At 56.8% G+C, this 21,068-nt stretch carries 15 protein-coding genes and 3 tRNA genes; 10 read left to right on the top strand and 8 right to left on the bottom strand.

The window, feature by feature from the left end; translation table 11 throughout:
• Positions 1–64: 64 nt before the first annotated feature.
• The 3 genes from ptrA to recD are packed head-to-tail and all read left to right on the top strand — an operon-like array spanning position 65 to position 8,302.
• Positions 65–2,959: a pitrilysin gene (gene ptrA, locus EKN83_RS21175; RefSeq protein WP_126801645.1), complete on the top strand. Its 2,895-nt coding sequence runs from the start codon at positions 65–67 to the stop codon at positions 2,957–2,959.
• Positions 2,943–6,485, top strand: coding sequence for an exodeoxyribonuclease V subunit beta (recB, locus tag EKN83_RS21170; protein ID WP_126801644.1), 3,543 nt, complete (start codon positions 2,943–2,945; stop codon positions 6,483–6,485). The genes ptrA and recB overlap by 17 nt, the downstream gene beginning before the upstream one ends.
• Positions 6,482–8,302 carry an exodeoxyribonuclease V subunit alpha gene (recD, locus tag EKN83_RS21165; RefSeq protein WP_126801643.1) on the top strand — a complete coding sequence of 607 codons (1,821 nt, stop codon included), beginning with the start codon at positions 6,482–6,484 and terminating at the stop codon, positions 8,300–8,302. Before recB ends, recD begins: the two co-directional genes overlap by 4 nt.
• Positions 8,303–8,336: 34 nt before the next feature.
• On the opposite strand, the gene argA is transcribed toward recD, so the two are convergent.
• Positions 8,337–9,668 carry an amino-acid N-acetyltransferase gene (argA, locus tag EKN83_RS21160; protein ID WP_014885072.1) on the bottom strand — a complete coding sequence of 444 codons (1,332 nt, stop codon included), beginning with the start codon at positions 9,666–9,668 and terminating at the stop codon, positions 8,337–8,339.
• A gap of 227 nt (positions 9,669–9,895) precedes the next feature.
• Between argA and amiC the strand changes: the two genes are divergently transcribed.
• A complete protein-coding gene (amiC, locus tag EKN83_RS21155) occupies positions 9,896–11,149 on the top strand; it encodes an N-acetylmuramoyl-L-alanine amidase AmiC (RefSeq protein WP_025760261.1) in 1,254 nt (417 codons plus the stop codon).
• An 88-nt stretch (positions 11,150–11,237) separates the two neighbouring features.
• Here the strand turns inward: amiC and EKN83_RS21150 are convergent.
• The 3 genes from EKN83_RS21150 to EKN83_RS21140 all read right to left on the bottom strand — a co-directional run bounded on the left by EKN83_RS21150 (position 11,238) and on the right by EKN83_RS21140 (position 11,534).
• Positions 11,238–11,314 (bottom strand) — tRNA-Met (locus EKN83_RS21150).
• Positions 11,315–11,347: 33 nt separating this feature from the next.
• Positions 11,348–11,424: transfer RNA gene (locus tag EKN83_RS21145), tRNA-Met, on the bottom strand.
• Positions 11,425–11,457: 33 nt separating this feature from the next.
• Positions 11,458–11,534: transfer RNA gene (locus tag EKN83_RS21140), tRNA-Met, on the bottom strand.
• Positions 11,535–11,743: 209 nt separating this feature from the next.
• Between EKN83_RS21140 and mltA the strand changes: the two genes are divergently transcribed.
• On the top strand, positions 11,744–12,841 hold the full coding sequence (gene mltA, locus EKN83_RS21135; RefSeq protein ID WP_025757038.1) for a murein transglycosylase A: 1,098 nt from the start codon (positions 11,744–11,746) through the stop codon (positions 12,839–12,841).
• Positions 12,842–12,917: 76 nt separating this feature from the next.
• The gene (tcdA, locus tag EKN83_RS21130) at positions 12,918–13,724 is read left to right on the top strand and encodes a tRNA cyclic N6-threonylcarbamoyladenosine(37) synthase TcdA (RefSeq protein WP_006811804.1); all 807 of its coding nucleotides are present in this window, start codon (positions 12,918–12,920) and stop codon (positions 13,722–13,724) included.
• On the opposite strand, the gene csdE is transcribed toward tcdA, so the two are convergent.
• Together csdE and csdA are read right to left on the bottom strand one after the other, a co-directional pair.
• The gene (gene csdE, locus EKN83_RS21125) at positions 13,715–14,161 is read right to left on the bottom strand and encodes a cysteine desulfurase sulfur acceptor subunit CsdE (RefSeq protein ID WP_126801642.1); all 447 of its coding nucleotides are present in this window, start codon (positions 14,159–14,161) and stop codon (positions 13,715–13,717) included. The genes tcdA and csdE overlap by 10 nt on opposite strands.
• Entirely contained in the window at positions 14,161–15,366 is a 1,206-nt protein-coding gene (csdA, locus tag EKN83_RS21120; protein WP_045286496.1) for a cysteine desulfurase CsdA, read from the bottom strand. The genes csdE and csdA overlap by 1 nt, the downstream gene beginning before the upstream one ends.
• A 192-nt stretch (positions 15,367–15,558) precedes the next feature.
• Between csdA and EKN83_RS21115 the strand changes: the two genes are divergently transcribed.
• The 4 genes from EKN83_RS21115 (at position 15,559) to rlmM (ending at position 18,581) form a co-directional block, all read left to right on the top strand.
• Entirely contained in the window at positions 15,559–15,786 is a 228-nt protein-coding gene (locus tag EKN83_RS21115; protein WP_008499648.1) for a YgdI/YgdR family lipoprotein, read from the top strand.
• Positions 15,787–16,135: 349 nt separating this feature from the next.
• Complete coding sequence (gcvA, locus tag EKN83_RS21110) at positions 16,136–17,053, top strand: glycine cleavage system transcriptional regulator GcvA (protein ID WP_008499647.1); 918 nt, start codon at positions 16,136–16,138, stop codon at positions 17,051–17,053.
• 39 nt (positions 17,054–17,092) lie between these two features.
• On the top strand, positions 17,093–17,488 hold the full coding sequence (locus tag EKN83_RS21105; protein ID WP_008499646.1) for a DUF423 domain-containing protein: 396 nt from the start codon (positions 17,093–17,095) through the stop codon (positions 17,486–17,488).
• Positions 17,481–18,581: a 23S rRNA (cytidine(2498)-2'-O)-methyltransferase RlmM gene (rlmM, locus tag EKN83_RS21100; RefSeq protein WP_025757041.1), complete on the top strand. Its 1,101-nt coding sequence runs from the start codon at positions 17,481–17,483 to the stop codon at positions 18,579–18,581. Before EKN83_RS21105 ends, rlmM begins: the two co-directional genes overlap by 8 nt.
• Positions 18,582–18,820: 239 nt before the next feature.
• On the opposite strand, the gene xni is transcribed toward rlmM, so the two are convergent.
• The gene (gene xni / locus EKN83_RS21095; RefSeq protein WP_126801641.1) at positions 18,821–19,576 is read right to left on the bottom strand and encodes a flap endonuclease Xni; all 756 of its coding nucleotides are present in this window, start codon (positions 19,574–19,576) and stop codon (positions 18,821–18,823) included.
• A 112-nt stretch (positions 19,577–19,688) separates the two neighbouring features.
• Complete coding sequence (sdaB, locus tag EKN83_RS21090) at positions 19,689–21,056, bottom strand: L-serine ammonia-lyase II (protein WP_025757043.1); 1,368 nt, start codon at positions 21,054–21,056, stop codon at positions 19,689–19,691.
• Positions 21,057–21,068 lie beyond the last annotated feature (12 nt).

Here is a 21,068-nt window from a genome sequence, read left to right as displayed (position 1 = left end):
AAAGAGATGTTGGCGTGTCCAGCACGCAGTTTGTTAATGATGTAGCCGTGATAAAGAGGTCGTAATGCCTGGCAGCACCTTGTTTAAAGCGTTGGTTTTGTTTGTCGCCCTTTGGGCACCTGTCACTCAGGCAGACTCCGGTTGGCAACCCGTTCAGGAAACTATCCGTAAGAGTGAAAAAGATACCCGGCAGTATCAGGCCATCCGCCTTGATAACGGCATGACCGTGCTGCTGGTTTCCGACCCGCAGGCGGTAAAATCCCTCTCGGCACTGGTGGTGCCGGTTGGGTCGCTGGAAGATCCTGAATCCCACCCCGGGCTTGCACACTATCTGGAACATATGACGCTGATGGGGTCAAAAAAATACCCGCAGCCAGATAGCCTGTCCGAATTTCTGAAAATGCATGGCGGCAGCCATAATGCCAGTACCGCCCCGTACCGCACGGCCTTCTATCTCGAAGTCGAGAATGATGCGCTGGAAGGCGCGGTCGATCGCCTTGCTGATGCCATCGCCGCCCCGTTGCTGGATAAAAAATACGCCGATCGTGAACGTAATGCGGTGAATGCCGAACTGACCCTGGCCCGCACGCGAGACGGTATGCGCATGGCCCAGGTGAGCGCCGAAACCATCAACCCTGCGCATCCGGGGTCTCGTTTCTCCGGCGGTAACCTGGAGACATTGAGCGACAAACCGAACAGCCCGGTTCTGGATGCGCTGCACGCGTTTCGCGATAAATACTACTCCGCCAATCTGATGAAAGCGGTTATCTACAGCAATAAACCGTTGCCAGAGCTGGCGGGCATGGCGGCCAAAACCTTTGGTCGGGTGCCCAATAAAAATATCGACCGGCCGCAAATAGATGTTCCGGTGGTCACGGACGCGCAAAAAGGCATCGTGATCCACTACGTGCCTGCGCTGCCGCGCAAAGTGTTACGCGTTGAATTTCGCATTGATAACAACACGGCACAGTTTCGCAGTAAAACCGACGAGCTGGTGACCTATCTCATCGGTAACCGTAGCCCGGATACGCTGTCTGACTGGCTGCAAAAACAAGGGCTGGCAGAAGGTATCCGCGCCGACTCCGATCCGGTGGTAAACGGGAACAGCGGCGTGCTGGCGATATCCGCAACCCTGACCGACAAAGGTCAGGCACACCGCGATGAGGTGGTGGCCGCAATCTTCAGCTACCTCTCTCTGCTGCGTGAAAAAGGCGTCGACAAGCGCTACTTTGATGAACTGGCGCACGTGCTGGATCTTGATTTCCGTTACCCATCGATAACCCGCGACATGGATTATGTGGAGTGGCTGGCCGATACCATGATCCGCGTGCCGGTGGAACACACCCTCGACGCGGTGAACATTGCCGACCAGTACAACCCTGAGGCGGTCAAAGCCCGTCTGGCGATGATGACCCCGGAGAATGCCCGCATCTGGTACATCAGCCCGGATGAGCCGCATAACAAAACGGCTTACTTTGTCGATGCCCCTTATCAGGTGGATAAAATCAGCGCCCAGACCTTTGCCGACTGGCAAAAGAAGGCGGGAGAGATCGCGTTAAAACTGCCGGAACTGAACCCCTATATCCCGGATGATTTCTCGTTGATCAAAACCGAGAAGGACTATCCGCATCCGGCACTTATCATTGATGAGCCGACGCTGCGCGTGGTGTATAGCCCAAGCCGCTATTTCGCAAGCGAGCCAAAGGCCGACGTCAGCGTGGTGTTGCGTAACCCGAAAGCGATGAACAGCGCCAAAAATCAGGTGATGTTCGCGCTCAATGACTACCTTGCCGGTATTGCGCTTGACCAGTTGAGCAACCAGGCGGCCGTGGGCGGCATCAGCTTCTCCACCAACGCCAACAATGGTTTGATGCTCAATGCAAATGGCTATACCCAGCGTCTACCTCAGCTGTTCCAGGCGCTGCTGGAGGGCTATTTCAGCTATACGCCGACGGAAGAACAGTTTGAGCAGGCCAAATCGTGGTATGCGCAGATGATGGATTCTGCGGAGAAGGGCAAAGCTTACGATCTGGCGCTTATGCCAGCGCAAATGTTATCGCAGGTTCCTTATTTCCAGCGGGAGGATCGCCGCGCGCTGTTGCCTTCGATCACCTTAAAAGACGTGCTGGCTTACCGTGACGCGCTGAAAACCAACACGCGCCCGGAGTTCCTGATTGTCGGCAATATGAGCGAAGATCAGGCCAAAACCCTGGCGCAGAATGTTCGCACTCAGCTCGGCTCTAAAGGCGATGAGTGGTGCCGCAACCAGGACGTGCTGGTTGAGAAAAAGCAGAATGTAATCTTTGAAAAGGCGGGGAACAGCACGGATTCCGCACTGGCCGCAGTATTTGTGCCAACGGGTTATGATGAATTCGCCAGTTCAGCGCAGAGTGCCGTGCTGGGCCAAATTATTCAGCCGTGGTTCTATAACCAGTTACGCACGGAAGAGCAGCTCGGCTACGCGGTGTTTGCCTTCTCCATGAACGTGGGCCGCCAGTGGGGGCTGGGTTTCCTGCTGCAGAGCAGCGATAAGCAGCCGGCATATCTCTGGCAGCGTTACCAGGCTTTCTTCCCGCAGGTGGAAGCAAAACTGCGCGCCATGAAGCCGGAAGAGTTCGCCCAGATCCAGCAGGCCGTCATTGCGCAGGTCATGCAGCCGCCGCAGACGTTGGGTGAAGAAGCTTCGCAGCTGAGCAAAGATTTTGATCGCGGTAATCTGAAATTTGATTCGCGTGATAAAGTAGTGGCCGAGATAAAACAGCTGACGCCGCAAAAGGTTGCCGATTTCTTCCATCAGGCGGTGATTAAACCGCAGGGAATGACCATCCTGTCTCAGGTTTCCGGTAGCCAGAACGGGAAAACGGAGTACGTGAACCCGCAAGGCTGGAAAGTCTGGAAGAGCGTCAGCGCGCTGCAGCAATCTATGCCCTGGAGTAAGAAGAATGACCGACACCGCTGAGCCCCTTAATCCCTTACGTTTACCTCTTCAGGGTGAACGATTGATTGAAGCCTCAGCGGGAACGGGAAAAACCTTCACCATCGCCGCGCTCTATTTGCGTCTGCTGTTAGGGCTCGGCGGCAACGCCGCTTTTCCCCGCCCGCTGAGCGTGGAAGAGCTGCTGGTGGTGACCTTCACCGAAGCCGCCACCGCCGAGCTGCGTGGCCGTATTCGCGCCAATATCCACGAGCTGCGCATTGCCTGCCTGCGTCAGAGCACGGATAACCCCCTTTATGCCAGTCTTCTGGAAGAGATTGCCGACAGGCAACAGGCCGCAGAGTGGCTGCTACTGGCCGAACGGCAGATGGATGAAGCCTCCGTCTTTACCATTCACGGTTTTTGCCAGCGGATGCTGAGCCTGAATGCGTTTGAATCCGGCATGCTGTTTGAACAACAGCTCATTGAAGATGAAACCGTGCTTCGCTATCAGGCCTGCGCGGACTTCTGGCGTCGCCACTGCTACCCGCTACAGCGCGATATCGCCGAAGCGGTACATGCGTTGTGGAAGGGCCCTGAGGCGCTGCTGCGCGCGATCGATCGTTATCTTCAGGGGGAAGCGCCGGTGATCAAATCTCCGCCGCCGGCGGATGAAACCCTGGCATCACGCCATGAAAAAATCATCGCGCGAATTGTCGACATCAAGCAAAAATGGATTGAATCAGTCGGCGAGATTGACGCCATTATCGAAAACTCCGGGATCGACCGACGCAAATTCAACCGTGGCAACCAGGGGAAATGGATTGACAAGATCAACGCCTGGGCGCAGGAAGAGACGCGGGGCTACCAGCTCCCGGACGCGCTGGAGAAATTCTCCCGGCGTTTCCTCGTTGAGCGCACCAAACCCGACGGTATTGTGCCTGAACATCCCCTGTTTGTGGCGATTGAAACCCTGCTGTCTGAACCCTTGACGCTCAACGATCTGATGATCACCCGCGCCATGACGGAAATTCGCGAAGCCGTCGCCCGTGAGAAACGCCGCCGGGGGGAACTGGGATTTGACGATATGCTGAGCCGCCTCGATGCGGCCTTGTGCAGTGAGAATGGCGAAGCGCTTGCCGCCGCGATCCGCACCCGTTTCCCGGTGGCGATGATTGACGAATTTCAGGATACCGACCCTCAACAATACCGCATATTCCGCCGTATCTGGCGCCAGCAGCCCGGCACCGCGCTGTTGTTAATCGGCGATCCTAAACAGGCTATCTACGCCTTCCGCGGTGCGGACATTTTCACCTACATGAAGGCCCGCAGCGAAGTTGAGGCGCACTACACCCTGGATACCAACTGGCGTTCGTCTCCCGGGATGGTGGAAAGCGTGAATGCGCTGTTCAGCCGCATGGATACGGCGTTTATGTTCCGGGAGATCCCGTTCCAGCCGGTACAATTTGCCGAGAAAAATGCCTCGTTGCGCTTTGAGTTCAACGGCGAGACGCAGCCTGCCATGCGCTTCTGGCTGCTGGACGGTGAAGGATGTGGCGTCGCCGACTATCAAAACGCCATGGCCCAGCACTGTGCCGCGCAGATCCGTGACTGGCTCAGTGCGGGGGCTCGCGGCGAGGCGATGCTCTGGAAAGGCCAGGATGCACTCCCCGTAAAGGCATCGGATATCACGGTGCTGGTGCGGAGCCGTCAGGAGGCCGCGCTTATTCGGGATGCCCTGACCCTGCTGAGTATTCCGTCCGTCTACCTCTCAAACCGTGACAGCGTCTTTGAAACGCTGGAAGCGCAGGAGATGCTATGGCTGCTGCAGGCCGTGCTGGCCCCGGAGCGGGAAAGCACGCTGCGCAGCGCATTAGCCAGTGCGATGCTCGGGCTGAATGCCCGTGATATCGATGCGCTCAACAATGACGAGTCCGCATGGGATGCGGTGGTGGAAGAGTTTGTTCGCTACCGGGAGAAATGGCAAAAGCGCGGCGTGATGGCCATGGTGCGTGAGCTGATGGCACAGCGTCACATTGCGGAGAATATACTGGCAACCGCGGGCGGCGAGCGCCGGTTGACCGATATTTTACATATCAGCGAACTCCTGCAGGAGGCGGGCACGCAGCTGGAGAGCGAGCATGCTCTGGTGCGCTGGCTGGCACAGCAGATTGCCGACCCGAACAGCAATTCGTCCAGCCAGCAGATGCGCCTTGAGAGTGATAAACACCTGGTGCAGATCGTCACCATTCACAAATCGAAAGGGCTTGAGTATCCGCTGGTCTGGCTGCCGTTTATCGCCAATTACCGTGTGCAGGATCAGGCCTTTTATCACGATCGCGAGTCGTTCGAGGCGGTGCTCGATCTCAGCAACGCGGAGTCCAGCGTTGAGCTGGCAGAAGCCGAACGTCTTGCGGAAGATTTACGCCTGCTGTACGTGGCACTGACCCGTTCGGTCTGGCACTGCAGTCTGGGCGTTGCCCCTCTGTTCCGTCGTCGCGGTGAAAAGACCGGGGAGAGCGATTTTCACCTGAGCGCGCTGGGGCGCTTAATTCAGCATGGCGAGCCCAAAGACGCTGCGGGGTTACGGCAGTGTCTCGAATCACTTTGCGGGGAGCATGTTACCCTGCATATTCCGGCGCAACCGGATAATGACCGCTGGCAAATGCCGGAGCCGCGTGAGTCAGATCTGCATGCCCGCCAGGTGGTACGCCCGATTGCTGACGACTGGCGCGTCACCAGCTACTCCGGTTTACAGCAGCACGGACAGAGTGTTGCGCTGGATCTGATGCCAAAACTGGACGTGGATGCAGCGGGGACCGGAAGTGTACCCGTTGAGCCGGTGCTTACGCCGCACCAGTTCCCGCGTGGCGCCTCTCCAGGCACGTTTTTGCACAGCCTGTTTGAAGAGCTCGATTTCACACAGCCGGTTTCCGAAGAGTGGGTGCTGAAGATGTTACAGAGCGGCGGCTACGACGCACAATGGCAGCCGGTTCTGCGTGACTGGATCCACGCGGTTTTACACGCGCCGCTCACCACGCAGGGGGTCTCCCTCAGCCAGCTGACTGCCAGAGATAAGCAGGTCGAGATGGAGTTTTATCTCCCCATCGCCAGCCCGCTCAGGGCCGAGGCGCTTGATGGGTTGATCCGCGAGTACGATCCGCTTTCCGCCGGATGTCCGTCGCTGAACTTCCGCCAGGTGCAGGGGATGTTAAAAGGTTTTATCGACCTGGTTTTCCGCCATCAGGGGCGCTATTACCTGCTGGATTACAAATCGAACTGGCTGGGCGAAAACAGCGAAGCCTATACCCAACAGGCGATGGCGTCGGCCATGCAAATGCATCGCTACGATCTGCAGTACCAGCTTTATACCCTGGCGCTGCATCGTTATCTGCGCCATCGCATTGCCGATTATCGCTACGAAGACCATTTTGGCGGCGTGATTTACCTTTTCCTGCGTGGCGTGGATCCTAACGACCCGCGTTCCGGTGTCTTTAGCACGCGTCCGGCTGAGGAACTGATTGAAAAAATGGATAACCTGTTTGCTGCAGGCACGGAGGAGGTGGCATGACAATGCAGGCGCTACTGCTGGACGCGGTTGAACAACGATTACTGCGCCACCTTGATGTGCAGTTTGCCATGATGGTGGCGGGCGAAGAGCCAGCCGTGATGCTCGCCGCCGCCATTCTGAGCAAAGACGCGGGGGAAGGGCACGTCTGTCTGCCGCTGTCGCGTCTGGTGGTAGACGAGAAAATGCCCCCGGCTTTACAGGCCTGTTTCGCTCTGCTGGGTGACACCGTGGACTGGGAAGCGATATTACTCAGTTCGCCTGCCGTGAGCGGAACCGATACCGGTACGCCGATGATCCTCACCGGCGAGCGTTTGTATCTTAACCGACTGTGGCGCAACGAACTGACGGTGGCGCGCTTCTTTAGTGAGACGAACGCCCCGCTTCCCTGCGATGAAGCGCAGCTTCGGCAGGTGCTGGATACGCTGTTTACCTCTGAGAACGAAACAGACTGGCAGAAAGTGGCGGCCGCCGTAGCGTTAACGCGACGGATCTCGGTTATTTCTGGTGGCCCGGGCACCGGGAAAACGACCACCGTGGCAAAGCTGCTTGCTGCGCTGATTCAGCTCTCGGGTGAGCAAAAGTGCCGTATTCGCCTGGCGGCCCCTACCGGTAAAGCGGCGGCGCGTCTGACGGAGTCGTTAGGCGGGGCGCTGCAAAAATTACCCCTTACCGGCGAGCAGCTCGCGCTTTTCCCCAACGAAGCCAGCACGCTACACCGGCTGCTTGGCGCCCAGCCGGGTAGCCAGCGGCTGCGTTATCATGCCGGTAATCCCCTGCACCTTGATGTGCTGGTGGTGGACGAAGCGTCGATGATTGACCTGACGATGATGTCGCGTTTGATTGAGGCTCTGCCGCCTCACGCGCGCGTCATTTTTCTCGGCGATCGTGACCAGCTTGCCTCCGTGGAGGCCGGGGCTGTACTCGGCGATATCTGCACCTATGCCAGCCTGGGGTACACCGCGGAACGCGCGCAGGAGTTAGCGCGTCTTACGGGATGTTCGCTCGCCACTGAAAACCATTCCCTTGCGGGGGCTCTGCGCGACAGCTTGTGTCTGTTGCAAAAGAGCTACCGTTTCGGCAGCGACTCCGGCATTGGGCAGCTTGCGGCGGCCGTGAACCGCGGGGACCGTCACACCACCTGTGCGGTATTTGACGGCACCTTTACGGATATTGAGAAAAAATCGCTGCAAAACGGGGAGGAGTATCAGGCGATGCTTGATGATGCCCTGCTGGGGTATCAGCACTTCCTGACGGGCGTACAGCAGCAACGCACACCGGAGCAGGTGATTGCCGCGTTTGGCGAATATCAGTTGCTCTGTGCGCTGAGGGAAGGACCCTTTGGCGTCAGCGGCCTGAACGACAGGCTGGAACAGCTGCTGGCGCAAAAGCGTAAAATACACCGTACCCCGCATTCGCGCTGGTATGAAGGAAGACCGGTGATGATCTCCCGCAACGACAGCGCGCTGGGGTTGTTTAACGGGGATATTGGAATTGCGCTCGATCGCGGCCAGGGGCTGCGCGTCTGGTTTCAGATGCCGGACGGCAGCGTGAAGTCTTTCCAGCCGAGCCGTTTGCCTGAGCATGAAACCGCATGGGCGATGACGGTGCATAAATCCCAGGGCTCTGAGTTTAACCATGCGGCGCTGATCCTGCCCACGCAGCTTTCACCCGTCATCACCCGCGAGCTGATCTATACCGCCATTACGCGCGCGCGTCAGCGCCTGTCGCTGTACACCGATGAACGCGTGCTGGTGCAGGCTATCGCCACCCGCACGGAACGCCGAAGTGGGCTGAGCGCGATATTTGAGTCCCTCTGAACGAAAGCCCTCACCGGACGGTGAGGGCGTCGTCTCACCCCAGATCCGCCATCAGCACTTTGGAGCGCCGCTGATAGTTGTACATCTCTTTCTTCGTTTCCGGCAGCGAATCAATATCCACCGGCGTGAACCCACGCTCCTGGAACCAGTGAATGCTGCGCGTTGTCAGCACAAACAGCTTGCTCAGGCCCATCTGGCGCGCCTGCGCTGCCACGCGCTCAAGCAGCATTTCACCGCGTGACGAGCTGCGGTAGTCAGGATGCACCGCTACGCAGGCCATTTCGCCGATCTTCTCTTCCGGGAACGGATAGAGCGCAGCGCAGGCAATGGTCAGGTTATCACGCTGAATAATGGTGAATTTGTCGATCTCCATCTCCAGCTGCTCGCGCGAACGACGCACCAGAATCCCCTGCTGTTCGAGCGGGCGGATCAGCTCCAGAATGCCGCCGATGTCGTTAATGGTGGCGCGGCGGATCTGCTCCGCACTCTCCATCACAATCTGGGTGCCGATACCGTCGCGGGAGAACAGCTCCTGCAGCAGGGCACCGTCTTCCTGATAGCTGATCAGGTGGCTACGGCGCACGCCGCTGCGGCAGGCTTTCACGGCGCCACGCAGAAAACGCACGGTGCCGGAGTGGTAATCGCCTTCTGCTTCCAGCGCTTCCACGCGGGCCTGGGCTTCATTCGGGAAGAGCTCTGGCACGATAACCCCTTCGTCGTTCACCACCCCCTGGGAGGAGCAAAACCCAATCATTTTCTCCGCCTTCAGTTTGATCGCCAGCTGCGTGGCAATCTCTTCTGAAGTGAGGTTAAAGCTTTCACCGGTCACGGAAACCGCCACCGGGCCCATCAGTACGATGGCACCGCTGTCCAGCTGGCGGTGAATGGCTTCTTCATCAATACGACGAATGCGTCCGCTGTGGCAGTAATCGACGCCATCGTCCACGCCGAGCGGCTGGGCAATGATAAAGTTGCCACTCACGACGTTGATATGCGCGCCCTGCAGCGGCGTGTTGTTCAGGCTCATCGACAGGCGAGCCGTAATATCCAGCTGCAGCAGGCCAGCGGCCTGTTTCACCAGTTCAAGGGTTTTCGCATCCGTTACGCGGGTGTGTTTGTGATAAATCGGCTCGTGGTGATGAGCGGCCAGGTTGGCATCGATCTGCGGACGTGCGCCATAGACCACCACCAGGCGGATCCCGAGGCTGTGCAGCAGGCCAATGTCATTGACGATGCTGGAAAAATTTTCATGCTCAATGGCTTCGCCGCCAAGCATGATGACAAACGTTTTTCCCCGATGGGCGTTGATATAGGGAACAGAATGGCGGAATCCCTGGACCAGTTCGGTTCTACGCTCCTTCACCATGGTACAACCCTTAATGAATGTTTATTCGTAATTTCTGTATTTTTATTCGATTGTGGCCGCGTGTGCAAGCGTAAATTTTCCGCGCCCCACAGAAATCGATAAGTAATCCGTGCGTTAGCACAGGATTGTTTACCCTTTTATAGATGACAGTTTATGCGTCATTCGTTAAAGTTTTCGGTCAATCTGGACATTTTGTATATCAGTCAGTGTTCTTGCTCGGGAGAAGCATGTCGGGATCCAATTCAGCAATAAGCCGCCGCCGTTTGTTAAAAGGGGCCGGGGCAATGTGGTTGCTTAGCGTCAGTCAGGTCGGTCTTGCCGCCACCAGTCAGGTCGTGGCGGTGCGCGTCTGGCCATCGTCGACCTATACGCGCGTGACGGTCGAATCCAACCGCGTACTGAAATATAAGCAATTTGCCCTCAGTAACCCTGAACGTGTGGTGGTGGATCTCGAAGGCGTAAACCTCAACTCCGTGTTGAAGGGGATGGCGGCACAGATCCGCGGCGACGATCCGTTTATTAAATCGGCGCGCGTGGGGCAGTTTGATCCGCAAACCGTGCGCATGGTGTTTGAGCTGAAGCAGAACGTGAAGCCGCAGCTGTTTGCCCTTGCGCCTGTGGCAACGTTCAAAGAGCGTCTGGTGATGGATCTCTACCCGGCGAATGCGACGGACATTCAGGATCCCCTGCTGGCGCTGCTGGAAGACTACAACCAGGGCAACCTTGAGAAACAGGTCCCTCCTGCGCAAAGCGGCCCGCAGCCGGGAAAAGCAGGGCGCGATCGCCCGATTGTGATCATGCTCGATCCTGGCCACGGCGGCGAAGACTCCGGCGCGGTGGGGAAATATCGCACGCGTGAAAAAGACGTGGTGCTGCAAATCGCCCGTCGTCTGAAGGCGTTGATTGATAAAGAAGGCAATATGCGCGCCTACATGACGCGCAATGAGGATGTGTTTATCCCGCTGAAGGTCAGGGTGGCGAAAGCGCAGAAGCAGCGCGCGGATTTGTTCGTGTCGATCCATGCGGACGCCTTTACCAGCCGTCAGCCAAGCGGCTCGTCGGTGTTTGCGCTGTCCACCAAAGGTGCGACCAGTACCGCGGCGCGATACCTTGCGGACACCCAGAACGCCTCGGACCTGATTGGTGGCGTGAGTAAAAGCGGCGACCGCTACGTCGACCACACCATGTTCGACATGGTGCAGTCGCTGACCATCAACGACAGCCTGAAGTTTGGTAAAGCGGTGCTGGGTAAGCTGGGTAACATCAACAAGCTGCATAAAAACAGCGTTGAGCAGGCCGGGTTTGCGGTACTGAAGGCGCCGGATATTCCGTCTATTCTGGTCGAAACGGCATTTATCAGTAACGTGGAAGAGGAGCGTAAGCTCAAAACGGCCAAATTCCAGCAAGAGGTCGCGGAGTCGATTCTGGCAGGGATCCGGGCGTATTTCTCTGACGGGGCGACGCTGGCACGACGCGGGTAAATCTTTCAAGCCGGGTGAACGCCCGGCAAATTCACAAATGACAAAAACAAAAAAACACCCTTAAGGGTGTTTATTGTTTTAGAAGTGTTGGTTGCGGGGGCCGGATTTGAACCGACGACCTTCGGGTTATGAGCCCGACGAGCTACCAGGCTGCTCCACCCCGCGTCACCGTACTGCTTATACTTCTTCACATTGTGTTGGTTGCGGGGGCCGGATTTGAACCGACGACCTTCGGGTTATGAGCCCGACGAGCTACCAGGCTGCTCCACCCCGCGTCACCGTACTGCTTTTACTTCTTCACATTGTATTGGTTGCGGGGGCCGGATTTGAACCGACGACCTTCGGGTTATGAGCCCGACGAGCTACCAGGCTGCTCCACCCCGCGTCCGTGGATGCGCACTATACTCGGATAGGTTTGTGATGCAACCCCTTTTTTACATAAATCATTAACTTTGTATGTAAATTGAACGGCATTGCGACATTTGGACTATTTTTTGCTCAGAATTTGCCAAAGGGCATGCGATCGCATTTCATTAGCCCTGGCGGTTTGTTATCTTCATCACGCGGAAATGGGCAACTTAAAGACGAGATATAATGAAAGGACGTTGGGCGAAGTATCTGATGACGGGCGCAATGGTAGCCATTCTTGCCGCCTGCTCTTCTAAACCGACCGATCGCGGTCAACAGTATAAAGACGGGAAGTTATCCCAGCCTTTCTCGTTAGTTAATCAACCTGATGCCGTTGGCGCACCGATTAACGCCGGCGATTTTTCTGAGCAGGTTTACCAGATCCGCAACGCGTCGCCGCGTCTGTATGGCGCCCAGAGCAGCGTGTATAACGCGGTCCAGGACTGGCTGCGTGCAGGCGGTGATACACGCAATATGCGCCAGTTTGGTATCGATGCCTGGCAGATGGAAGGGGCGGATAACTACGGCAACGTCCAGTTCACCGGGTATTACACGCCTGTGATTCAGGCGCGACACACGCGCCAGGGTGAGTTCCAGTATCCTATTTATCGTATGCCGCCAAAACGAGGACGTCTGCCGTCGCGCGCTGAGATTTACGCCGGTGCGCTGAGCGAAAACTACGTTCTGGCCTACAGCAACTCCCTGATGGACAACTTCATCATGGACGTTCAGGGCAGCGGCTATATTGATTTTGGCGATGGTTCGCCGCTTAACTTCTTCAGCTATTCCGGCAAAAACGGCCACGCCTATCGCAGTATCGGTAAGGTGCTGATCGACCGCGGCGAAGTGAAGAAAGAAGACATGTCGATGCAGGCGATCCGCGAGTGGGGCGAAAAACACAGTGAAGCCGAAGTGCGTGAGCTGCTGGAGCAGAACCCGTCGTTTGTCTTCTTCAAACCGCAGAACTTTGCTCCGGTGAAAGGGGCGAGCGCCGTCCCGCTGATTGGCAGGGCGTCGGTGGCATCGGATCGTTCCATTATTCCTGCGGGCACCACGCTGCTGGCGGAAGTCCCGCTGCTGGACAACAACGGCAAATTCAACGGGCAGTATGAGCTGCGTCTGATGGTCGCGCTGGATGTCGGCGGGGCGATTAAAGGCCAGCACTTCGATATCTATCAGGGCATTGGCCCGGATGCCGGCCACCGTGCAGGCTGGTATAACCATTACGGGCGCGTATGGGTGCTGAAGGCCGCACCTGGCGCCGGAAGCGTATTCAGCGGCTGATTGTGGTATTCTGAGCGGAATACGGATTACTGTTCAGGGTGAGGAAAAACCTCACCCTTTTTACATCTGAGGTTTTATGTCTGTGGTAATCAGCGATGCCTGGCGCCAGCGTTTTGGCGGTACGGCACGTCTCTATGGTGAAAAAGCCCTGCAGCTGTTTGCGGATGCGCACGTCTGCGTCGTGGGCATTGGTGGTGTGGGCTCGTGGGCGGCAGAAGCGCTGGCGAGAACCGGTATTGGCGCAATCACGCTGATTGATATGGATGACGTATGCGTTACCAACACCAACCGTCAAATCCATGCCCTGCGTGATAACGTCGGTCTGGCAAAATCGGAGGTCATGGCAGAACGTATCCGCCTGATTAACCCGGAATGTCGGGTAACGGTGATTGATGATTTTGTGACGGCAGATAACGTCGCTGAATACATGAGCAAAGGCTACAGCTATGTGATTGACGCCATCGACAGCGTGCGTCCAAAAGCGGCGCTGATCGCCTACTGTCGTCGTTACAAGGTTCCCCTGGTGACGACCGGCGGCGCGGGCGGGCAAATCGATCCGACGCAGATTCAGGTGGCCGACCTGGCGAAAACCATTCAGGATCCGCTGGCCGCCAAATTGCGTGAACGGCTGAAGAGCGACTTCAACGTGGTGAAGAACAGCAAGGGCAAGCTGGGCGTTGACTGCGTATTTTCGACTGAAGCGCTGGTCTACCCGCAGGCGGACGGCTCAGTCTGCGCGATGAAAAGCACGGCGGAAGGGCCAAAACGGATGGATTGCGCCTCAGGTTTTGGCGCGGCCACCATGGTGACCGCCTCCTTTGGCTTTGTGGCGGTGTCTCACGCCCTGAAGAAGATGATGGCGAAGGCGGAACGTCAGGCCTGAACCTGACGCGCGGCATCCTGCACGGCTTCGCTCAGCGCGATAAGACCCTGACCGCGCGAGGCGCTAAGCTGTGCTCGCAGCCCCAGCTCATCAAAGAGCGCCAGCGGAGAGTGCGTCAGCAGCTCCGCCGCGCTTTTTCCCTCGATGGCGGTTAACAGTACCGCCAGCAGCCCGCGTACGATACGTCCTTCGCTGTCGCCAAAGAAATGCAGCTTCCCGTCGGAGACGCTCACGCCCAGCCAGACGCGATTCTCACAGCCTGCGATCTCTTTTGCCTGTGCTTTCAGTTCGTCAGAGAGGGTCGGTAATTGCTTACCGAGCAGGATCAGCTGGCGATATTTATCCTCCCACTGTAAAAGCGGGGCGAAGGTCTGCTTTAACGTCTCTTCTGTGATGACGGTACCAAACGGATGTCCGGCTAAATCTGCGCGAGTCATTAATCCACCAGTATTTCAAGGGCGCGGTCGACGGCGGCAACCAGCGCGTCGACGTCGCTTTGCGTATTATAGGGCGCAAACGAGGCGCGCAGCGTACCGCTTACGCCAAGCGCCGCCAGAAGCGGCTGGGCGCAGTGCTGCCCGGCACGCAGGGCAATGCCATATCCGGCCAGCAGCGTCACCATGTCGCTATGGTGTACGCCCGCGAAATCAAAGGCGAGCAGGCTCGAGTCCTGCACGCGGAACGAGCGGAAACCCGGGCGCTTTTTGAGTTCTTCCTCTGCCAGCGTCGCCAGTCCCCGGCTCCAGCTTTCAGCCTGAACAATGTCGGTTTCAGCGAGCCACTCGAGTGCGGCGCTCAGGCCAATGACGCCCGCGACGTTTGGTGTACCCGCTTCCAGGCGGTAAGGGACCTCCTGCGTGTTAAAGCCCTCGAAGGTCACTTCCGTAATCATCTTGCCGCCACCGAGCCACGGCGTCATTTTTGCCAACAGCTCTGGCTTACCGTACAACACCCCAATACCGGTTGGCCCGTAAAGCTTATGTCCTGAGAAGGCATAGAAGTCGATATCCAGCGCCTGCACGTCGGCGGGGAAATGCACCACGCCCTGCGCGCCGTCGACCATCACGACCATGCCGCTGGCATGCGCGATGCGAATTGCCTGCGCCAGGTCAGGGCAACCGCCGGTGACGTTTGACATCTGTCCAAGCGCCAGAATGCGGCTGCGGGGAGTGATAAACTCAGCCAGACGTGCCACGTCGGGCAGAAGATCTGAACCCAGCGGGAGTTTTACCACGCGTGCACCCGTTTGACCGGCGACCATCAGCCACGGTACCAGATTGGCGTGATGCTCCGCCTCACTGACGATAATCTCATCGCCCGGCTGAAGCAGCGGGCGCGCGTAGCATTGGGCCACCATGTTGATGGCTTCGGTCGTGCCGCGCGTCCAGACGATGTTTTTCCCGCTTTCGGCATTAATCAGGTGTGCGACCTGATCGCGCGCGGCTTCATAGCGCGCGGTTAACCGCTGCGCTTCGGCAAACTGGCTGCGATGCACATTGCCGGCACTCAGGCTGTAGAACTGCTGCGTCGCCTCAATCACCGCCTGTGGCTTAAGGGCGGTGGCGGCGCTATCGAGATAAATACCAGCATCGGCCAGCGCCGGGAACTGGGCGCGGAACTGCGCAGGGCTGAAAGCGTTCATGGGATTCCTCATTTCAATACTGCGATCGTCGCGCAATTTCCGCGGCAGGGCAAGGAGGTTGATATCTATCAGAATTGTCTGCTTATCCGGATGGCCCTCAAAAAGCAGGTTATGCTAAATAGTGTTAGGCGGATGTTTTAGCCTGTTATAAATCGAGGTTTGAATAGCATTAATTGCTAAAGGAGAATAATCATGAATAAGACAGCTGCAATCATCTCTGCCTGTGCGTTTACTTTTGCCCTGAGCGCCTGTTCCGGTAATAACTACGTGATGCACACCAATGATGGTCGTTCCATTGTTTCGGAAGGGAAACCGACAACCGATAACGATACCGGGATGATTTCATACAAAGATGCTAACGGGAACAAGCAGCAGATCAACCGCACGGACGTGAAAGAGATGAAAGAGATCGAGCATTAACCGATCGCAGGCGAAAAAAAAGCACCGCAAGTTGGCGGTGCTACATTAATCACTATGGACAGACAGGGTAAATGTACAGGAAGTGAAAAATTGGTAGCGTTGCTACCGTGGTCTGAATCGCAGACCAATTGCAAACACAACAACACAACATCACAACCGTAAGCCAAAAGCCCTTCAGAACACGCATTCCGAAAAAAGCTCTTCGTTCCGGCTCAGGAAGTGCCGCCACTATAGGTATTTGCTGGTAGTTCCTCAACGGACAAATTATAATGGCTCAGATAAAAAAAACTAATAGGTTAAACGTTGTTTCCTGTTTGTTAAAATCCGTTAACATCTAAGCCAGATAACCATGTCAAAGCGATTGCCACCCCTCAATGCATTACGTGTTTTTGATGCAGCAGCACGTCACCTGAGCTTCACCCGCGCAGCAGATGAGCTTTTTGTGACACAGGCCGCAGTAAGTCACCAAATCAAGTCTCTGGAGGATTTTCTGGGCCTTAAGCTGTTTCGTCGACGCAACCGTTCGCTGCTGTTGACCGAAGAGGGGCAGAGCTATTTTCAGGATATTAAAGAGATTTTTTCCCAGCTTACGGAAGCCACGCGTAAGCTTCAGGCGCGTAGTGCAAAAGGTGCCCTGACTGTCAGTTTATTGCCCAGTTTTGCCATTCAATGGCTGGTGCCCAGACTCTCAAGCTTTAACTCAGCTTATCCGGGGATCGACGTTCGAATCCAGGCGGTGGATCGTCAGGAAGACAAACTGGCCGATGATGTAGACGTTGCCATTTTTTATGGGCGCGGTAACTGGCCGGGCTTGCGTGTCGAGAAATTATACGCAGAATATCTCCTGCCGGTCTGTTCTCCCTTGCTGTTAACGGGCGACAAGGCGCTGAAGTCACCCGCTGACCTGGCTCAGCATACGCTTTTGCACGATGCTTCTCGCCGGGACTGGCAAACTTATACCCGTCAATTAGGTCTTACTCATATAAACGTGCAGCAGGGACCCATTTTTAGCCACAGCGCAATGGTGTTACAGGCTGCCATTCACGGGCAGGGCGTGGCGTTAGCGAACAACGTCATGGCGCAGTCCGAAATTGAGGCAGGCCGCCTGGTTTGTCCTTTTAATGATGTACTGGTCAGCAAGAATGCGTTTTATCTGGTTTGTCATGACAGTCAGGCAGAACTGGGTAAAATAGCCGCCTTCCGGCAGTGGATACTGGCGAAAGCGGCAAGTGAGCAAGAAAAATTCCGCTTCAGGTATGAACAATAACGTTTGTGTGCCGGGCACGCATCAATTCAGGACTTAAACATGACCAGCCGATTCATGCTGATTTTTGCCGCGGTGAGTGGCTTTATTTTTGTTGCACTGGGCGCTTTTGGCGCACATGTATTAAGCAAGTCGTTGGGCGCAGTGGAGATGGGCTGGATCCAGACCGGCCTTGAATATCAGGCGTTCCATACGCTGGCGATTTTTGGGCTGGCAGTGGCGATGCAGCGCCGTATCAGCATCTGGTTTTACTGGAGCAGCGTCTTCCTGGCGCTGGGTACGGTGCTTTTCAGCGGCAGCCTTTACTGTCTGGCACTTTCGCATTTACGCCTGTGGGCGTTTGTTACACCTGTCGGCGGCGTCAGCTTCCTGGCGGGTTGGGTATTAATGTTTATCGGAGCTATCCGTCTGAAACGCAAGGGCGTTGTTCATGAATAAGGTTGTTTTATATTGTCGCCCGGGGTTTGAGAAAGAGTGCGCCGCGGAAATTACCGATAAAGCGGCGAAGCGCGACGTCTTCGGCTTTGCCCGCGTGAAAGAGAACGCGGGGTATGTGGTATTCGAATGCTATCAGCCTGAAGATGCCGATAAGCTGGCGCGCGAGCTGCCGTTCAGCTCATTGATCTTCGCCCGCCAGATGTTTGTTGCGGGTGAGTTGCTCAAAGATCTTCCGCCGGAAGACCGCATCACGCCGATTGTCGGCATGCTGCAGGGCGTGGTGGAGAAGGGGGGCGAGCTGCGCGTTGAAGTCGCGGATACCAACGAAAGCAAAGAGCTGATGAAGTTCTGCCGCAAATTTACCGTGCCGCTGCGCGCGGCACTGCGCGATGCGGGTGTGCTGACGAACTACGAAACGCCGAAGCGCCCAGTGGTGCATATCTTCTTTATTGCGCCGGGCTGCTGCTATACAGGTTACTCCTACACCAACAATAACTCCCCGTTCTTTATGGGCATCCCGCGCCTTAAGTTCCCTGCCGATGCGCCAAGCCGATCCACCCTGAAACTGGAAGAGGCATTCCATGTCTTTATTCCGGCGGATGAGTGGGATGAGCGTCTGGCAAACGGTATGTACGCCGTCGATCTTGGCGCATGCCCGGGTGGCTGGACCTATCAACTGGTGAAACGCAATATGTGGGTCTCTTCTGTCGATAACGGCCCGATGGCGCAAAGCCTGATGGATACCGGACAAGTTACCTGGCTGCGTGAAGATGGCTTCCGCTATCGCCCGACCCGTAACAACATCTCCTGGATGGTGTGCGACATGGTTGAGAAACCGGCAAAAGTGGCCGCGCTGATGGCCTCCTGGCTGGTGAACGGCTGGTGTCGCGAGACGATTTTCAACCTCAAGTTGCCGATGAAAAAGCGCTACGAAGAGGTATCGCAAAACCTGGCCTATATCCAGGAACAGCTGGATGAACACGGCATTAACGTGGAAATCCAGGCGCGTCAGCTGTATCACGACCGTGAAGAGGTGACGGTGCATATTCGTCGCTGGTGGGCGGCTGTAGGCGGGCGTCGCGACGAGCGGTAGTTCCCCCTCACCCCGGCCCTCTCCCCAAAGGGGCGAGGGAGAAAAGACAGCACCGAGCGATCCCCTCTCCCCAAAGGGACGAGGGAGAAAAGACAGCACCGAGCGATCCCCTCTCCCCAAAGGGGCGAGGGAGAAAAGACAGTACCGAGCGATCCCCTCTCCCCAAAGGGGCGAGGGAGAAAAGACAGCACCGAGCGATCCCCTCTCCCCTATGGGGAGAGGGTTAGGGTGAGGGGGCGTTAACGCTCTAACCTCAACTGCTGCAAATTCCCGTCCAGCTGCAAATCCGTCTGTAGCGTTGCCACCTCCCGGCAGATAAACGCCATCTCTTTGTGCGCTTCCAGCTTCTTGCGCCATTTTTCTGGCACCTCGTCCAGACGGGCGTAAATACCTTCCAGACTCTGAAAATTCGTCAGCAGCTGGGCGGCACTCTTCGGCCCTATGCCCGCCACACCCGGAACCTTCGAGCTACTTATCCCTGCCAGACCCCAGTAGTCAGGCAACTGTTCTGGCGAGACGCCAAATTCACCGGCAATAAACGGGGCGTCGAGCCAGCGTTTCTGGAAGTAATCGCGGATGCGGATAGTGGGAGAGAGCAGCTGGCAGTAGCCTTTGTCGGTTGAGACGATCGTCGCCTGATGCCCGGCGCTGGCAACCTTCACCGCCAGCGTGGCCGCCAGATCGTCAGCTTCATTGCCCTGAGCCCCCCAGCAGGGCACGCCACGCTGCTCGAATGCCGAGCGGATCATCGGCATTTCTGCATGCAAATCGTCCGGCATCGGGGCGCGTCCGGCTTTATAGTCCGGTAAACGCTGGTGTCGCCAGCCGCTGTTGCGTGCTTCGTCATCAAACACTGCCACGACATGCGTCGGTTCGCTGTGGCGAATGAGTTGCTCCAGCGCATGCAGACAGGTGTCCTTACAGGGCGTGCCTTGCACCGCGTGGATCCGGCGAATCAGGTTGAGCGCGTCGACGATGAGCAAATGAACAGCCACAGATAATCTCCCTTCTATCTAATGCAAGAAGGGTAACACTGTCAGCAGCATGAAACTATGAATGGTGGGGAAAACAGGAAGAAGCCTCGCAAAACGAGGCTTCCTGGGAGGCTTAATCGCAGGTAACGATCTTCATCGCCAGGCCCCCGCGCGAGGTTTCGCGGTATTTGGCGTTCATATCTTTACCGGTTTCATACATGGTTTCGATAACCTTATCGAGACAGACACGCGGCTCGCTGGTGCGGCGCAGCGCCATACGCGCCGCGTTAACCGCCTTCACCGAGGCGATCGCGTTACGCTCGATGCACGGAACCTGTACCTGTCCGGCTACCGGGTCACAGGTCAGCCCCAGGTTGTGTTCCATACCGATTTCGGCCGCAATGCACACCTGCGCCGGGCTTGCGCCCAGCAGCTCTGCCAGACCTGCAGCAGCCATGGAGCACGCCACGCCAACTTCACCCTGGCAGCCCACTTCCGCGCCGGAAATCGAGGCGTTCATCTTGTACAGGGAACCAATCGCACTGGCGACCAGCAGGTAGCGCGCCAGCGAGTTCGCGTTCACTTCACGGATAAACTTGTCGTAGTACGCCAGCACCGCCGGAACAATGCCGCAGGCACCGTTGGTCGGCGCAGTGACCACCCGGCCCCCGGCAGCGTTCTCTTCGTTTACCGCCAGAGCGAACATGTTGATCCAGTCCACGACGGCCATCGGGTCCGTGGTCGTTTTGTCGGTGCTCACCAGCATACGACGCAGCGCGGCGGCACGACGCGGTACGCGAAGCTTGCCCGGCAAGACGCCTTCGGTGGTGATCCCGCGCTCAATACCGCCGCGCATCACTTCCCAGACGTTTGCAAAGTGCTGTTCCAGCTCTTCTTTACTGTGCAGGGCCAGCTCGTTTTTCATCATCAGACCGGAGAGGGAAAGTCCCGTCTCCTGGCAGTGACGCTGGAGATCCGCCGCCGTTTTGTACGGATACGGCACTTCTACAGAGGAGGTGCTGGTTTGACCAAAGTGGTCTTCGTCGACGATAAAACCGCCGCCGATAGAATAGTAAGTCTGGCTGTATACCGCGTTATCGCCTGCCAGCGCGGTAATCCGCATACCGTTTTCGTGCAGCGACAGGTTGTCGGCATGGAAATTCATGCAGCGATCAACCGGGAATTCCACTTCGTGTTCGCCGTTTGCCAGCAGCAGGCGACCGTGGGTGTTAACGTCCTGGATGAAGCCAGGGATCGCATCAATATCAACGGTATCCGGCAGGTTTCCCGCCAGGCCCATGATAATGGCGATATCGGTATGGTGACCTTTCCCGGTCAGGGAAAGCGAGCCGTACACATCGACAACCACGCGGGTGACGTCGTGCAGAATGCCGCGTGCAATCAAGTCATCCGTGAACTGCTTACCGGCTTTCATCGGTCCGACGGTGTGAGAGCTGGAAGGACCAATACCGATTTTGAAGATATCGAATACGCTAATCATGATGCGTCCATT

Source organism: Enterobacter sp. WCHEn090032 (assembly GCF_003986875.1).
Classification (GTDB): domain Bacteria; phylum Pseudomonadota; class Gammaproteobacteria; order Enterobacterales; family Enterobacteriaceae; genus Enterobacter; species Enterobacter sichuanensis.
The sequence above is the reverse complement of the archived record's forward strand: the minus strand, read 5'-3'. Positions and strand labels throughout refer to the sequence as shown.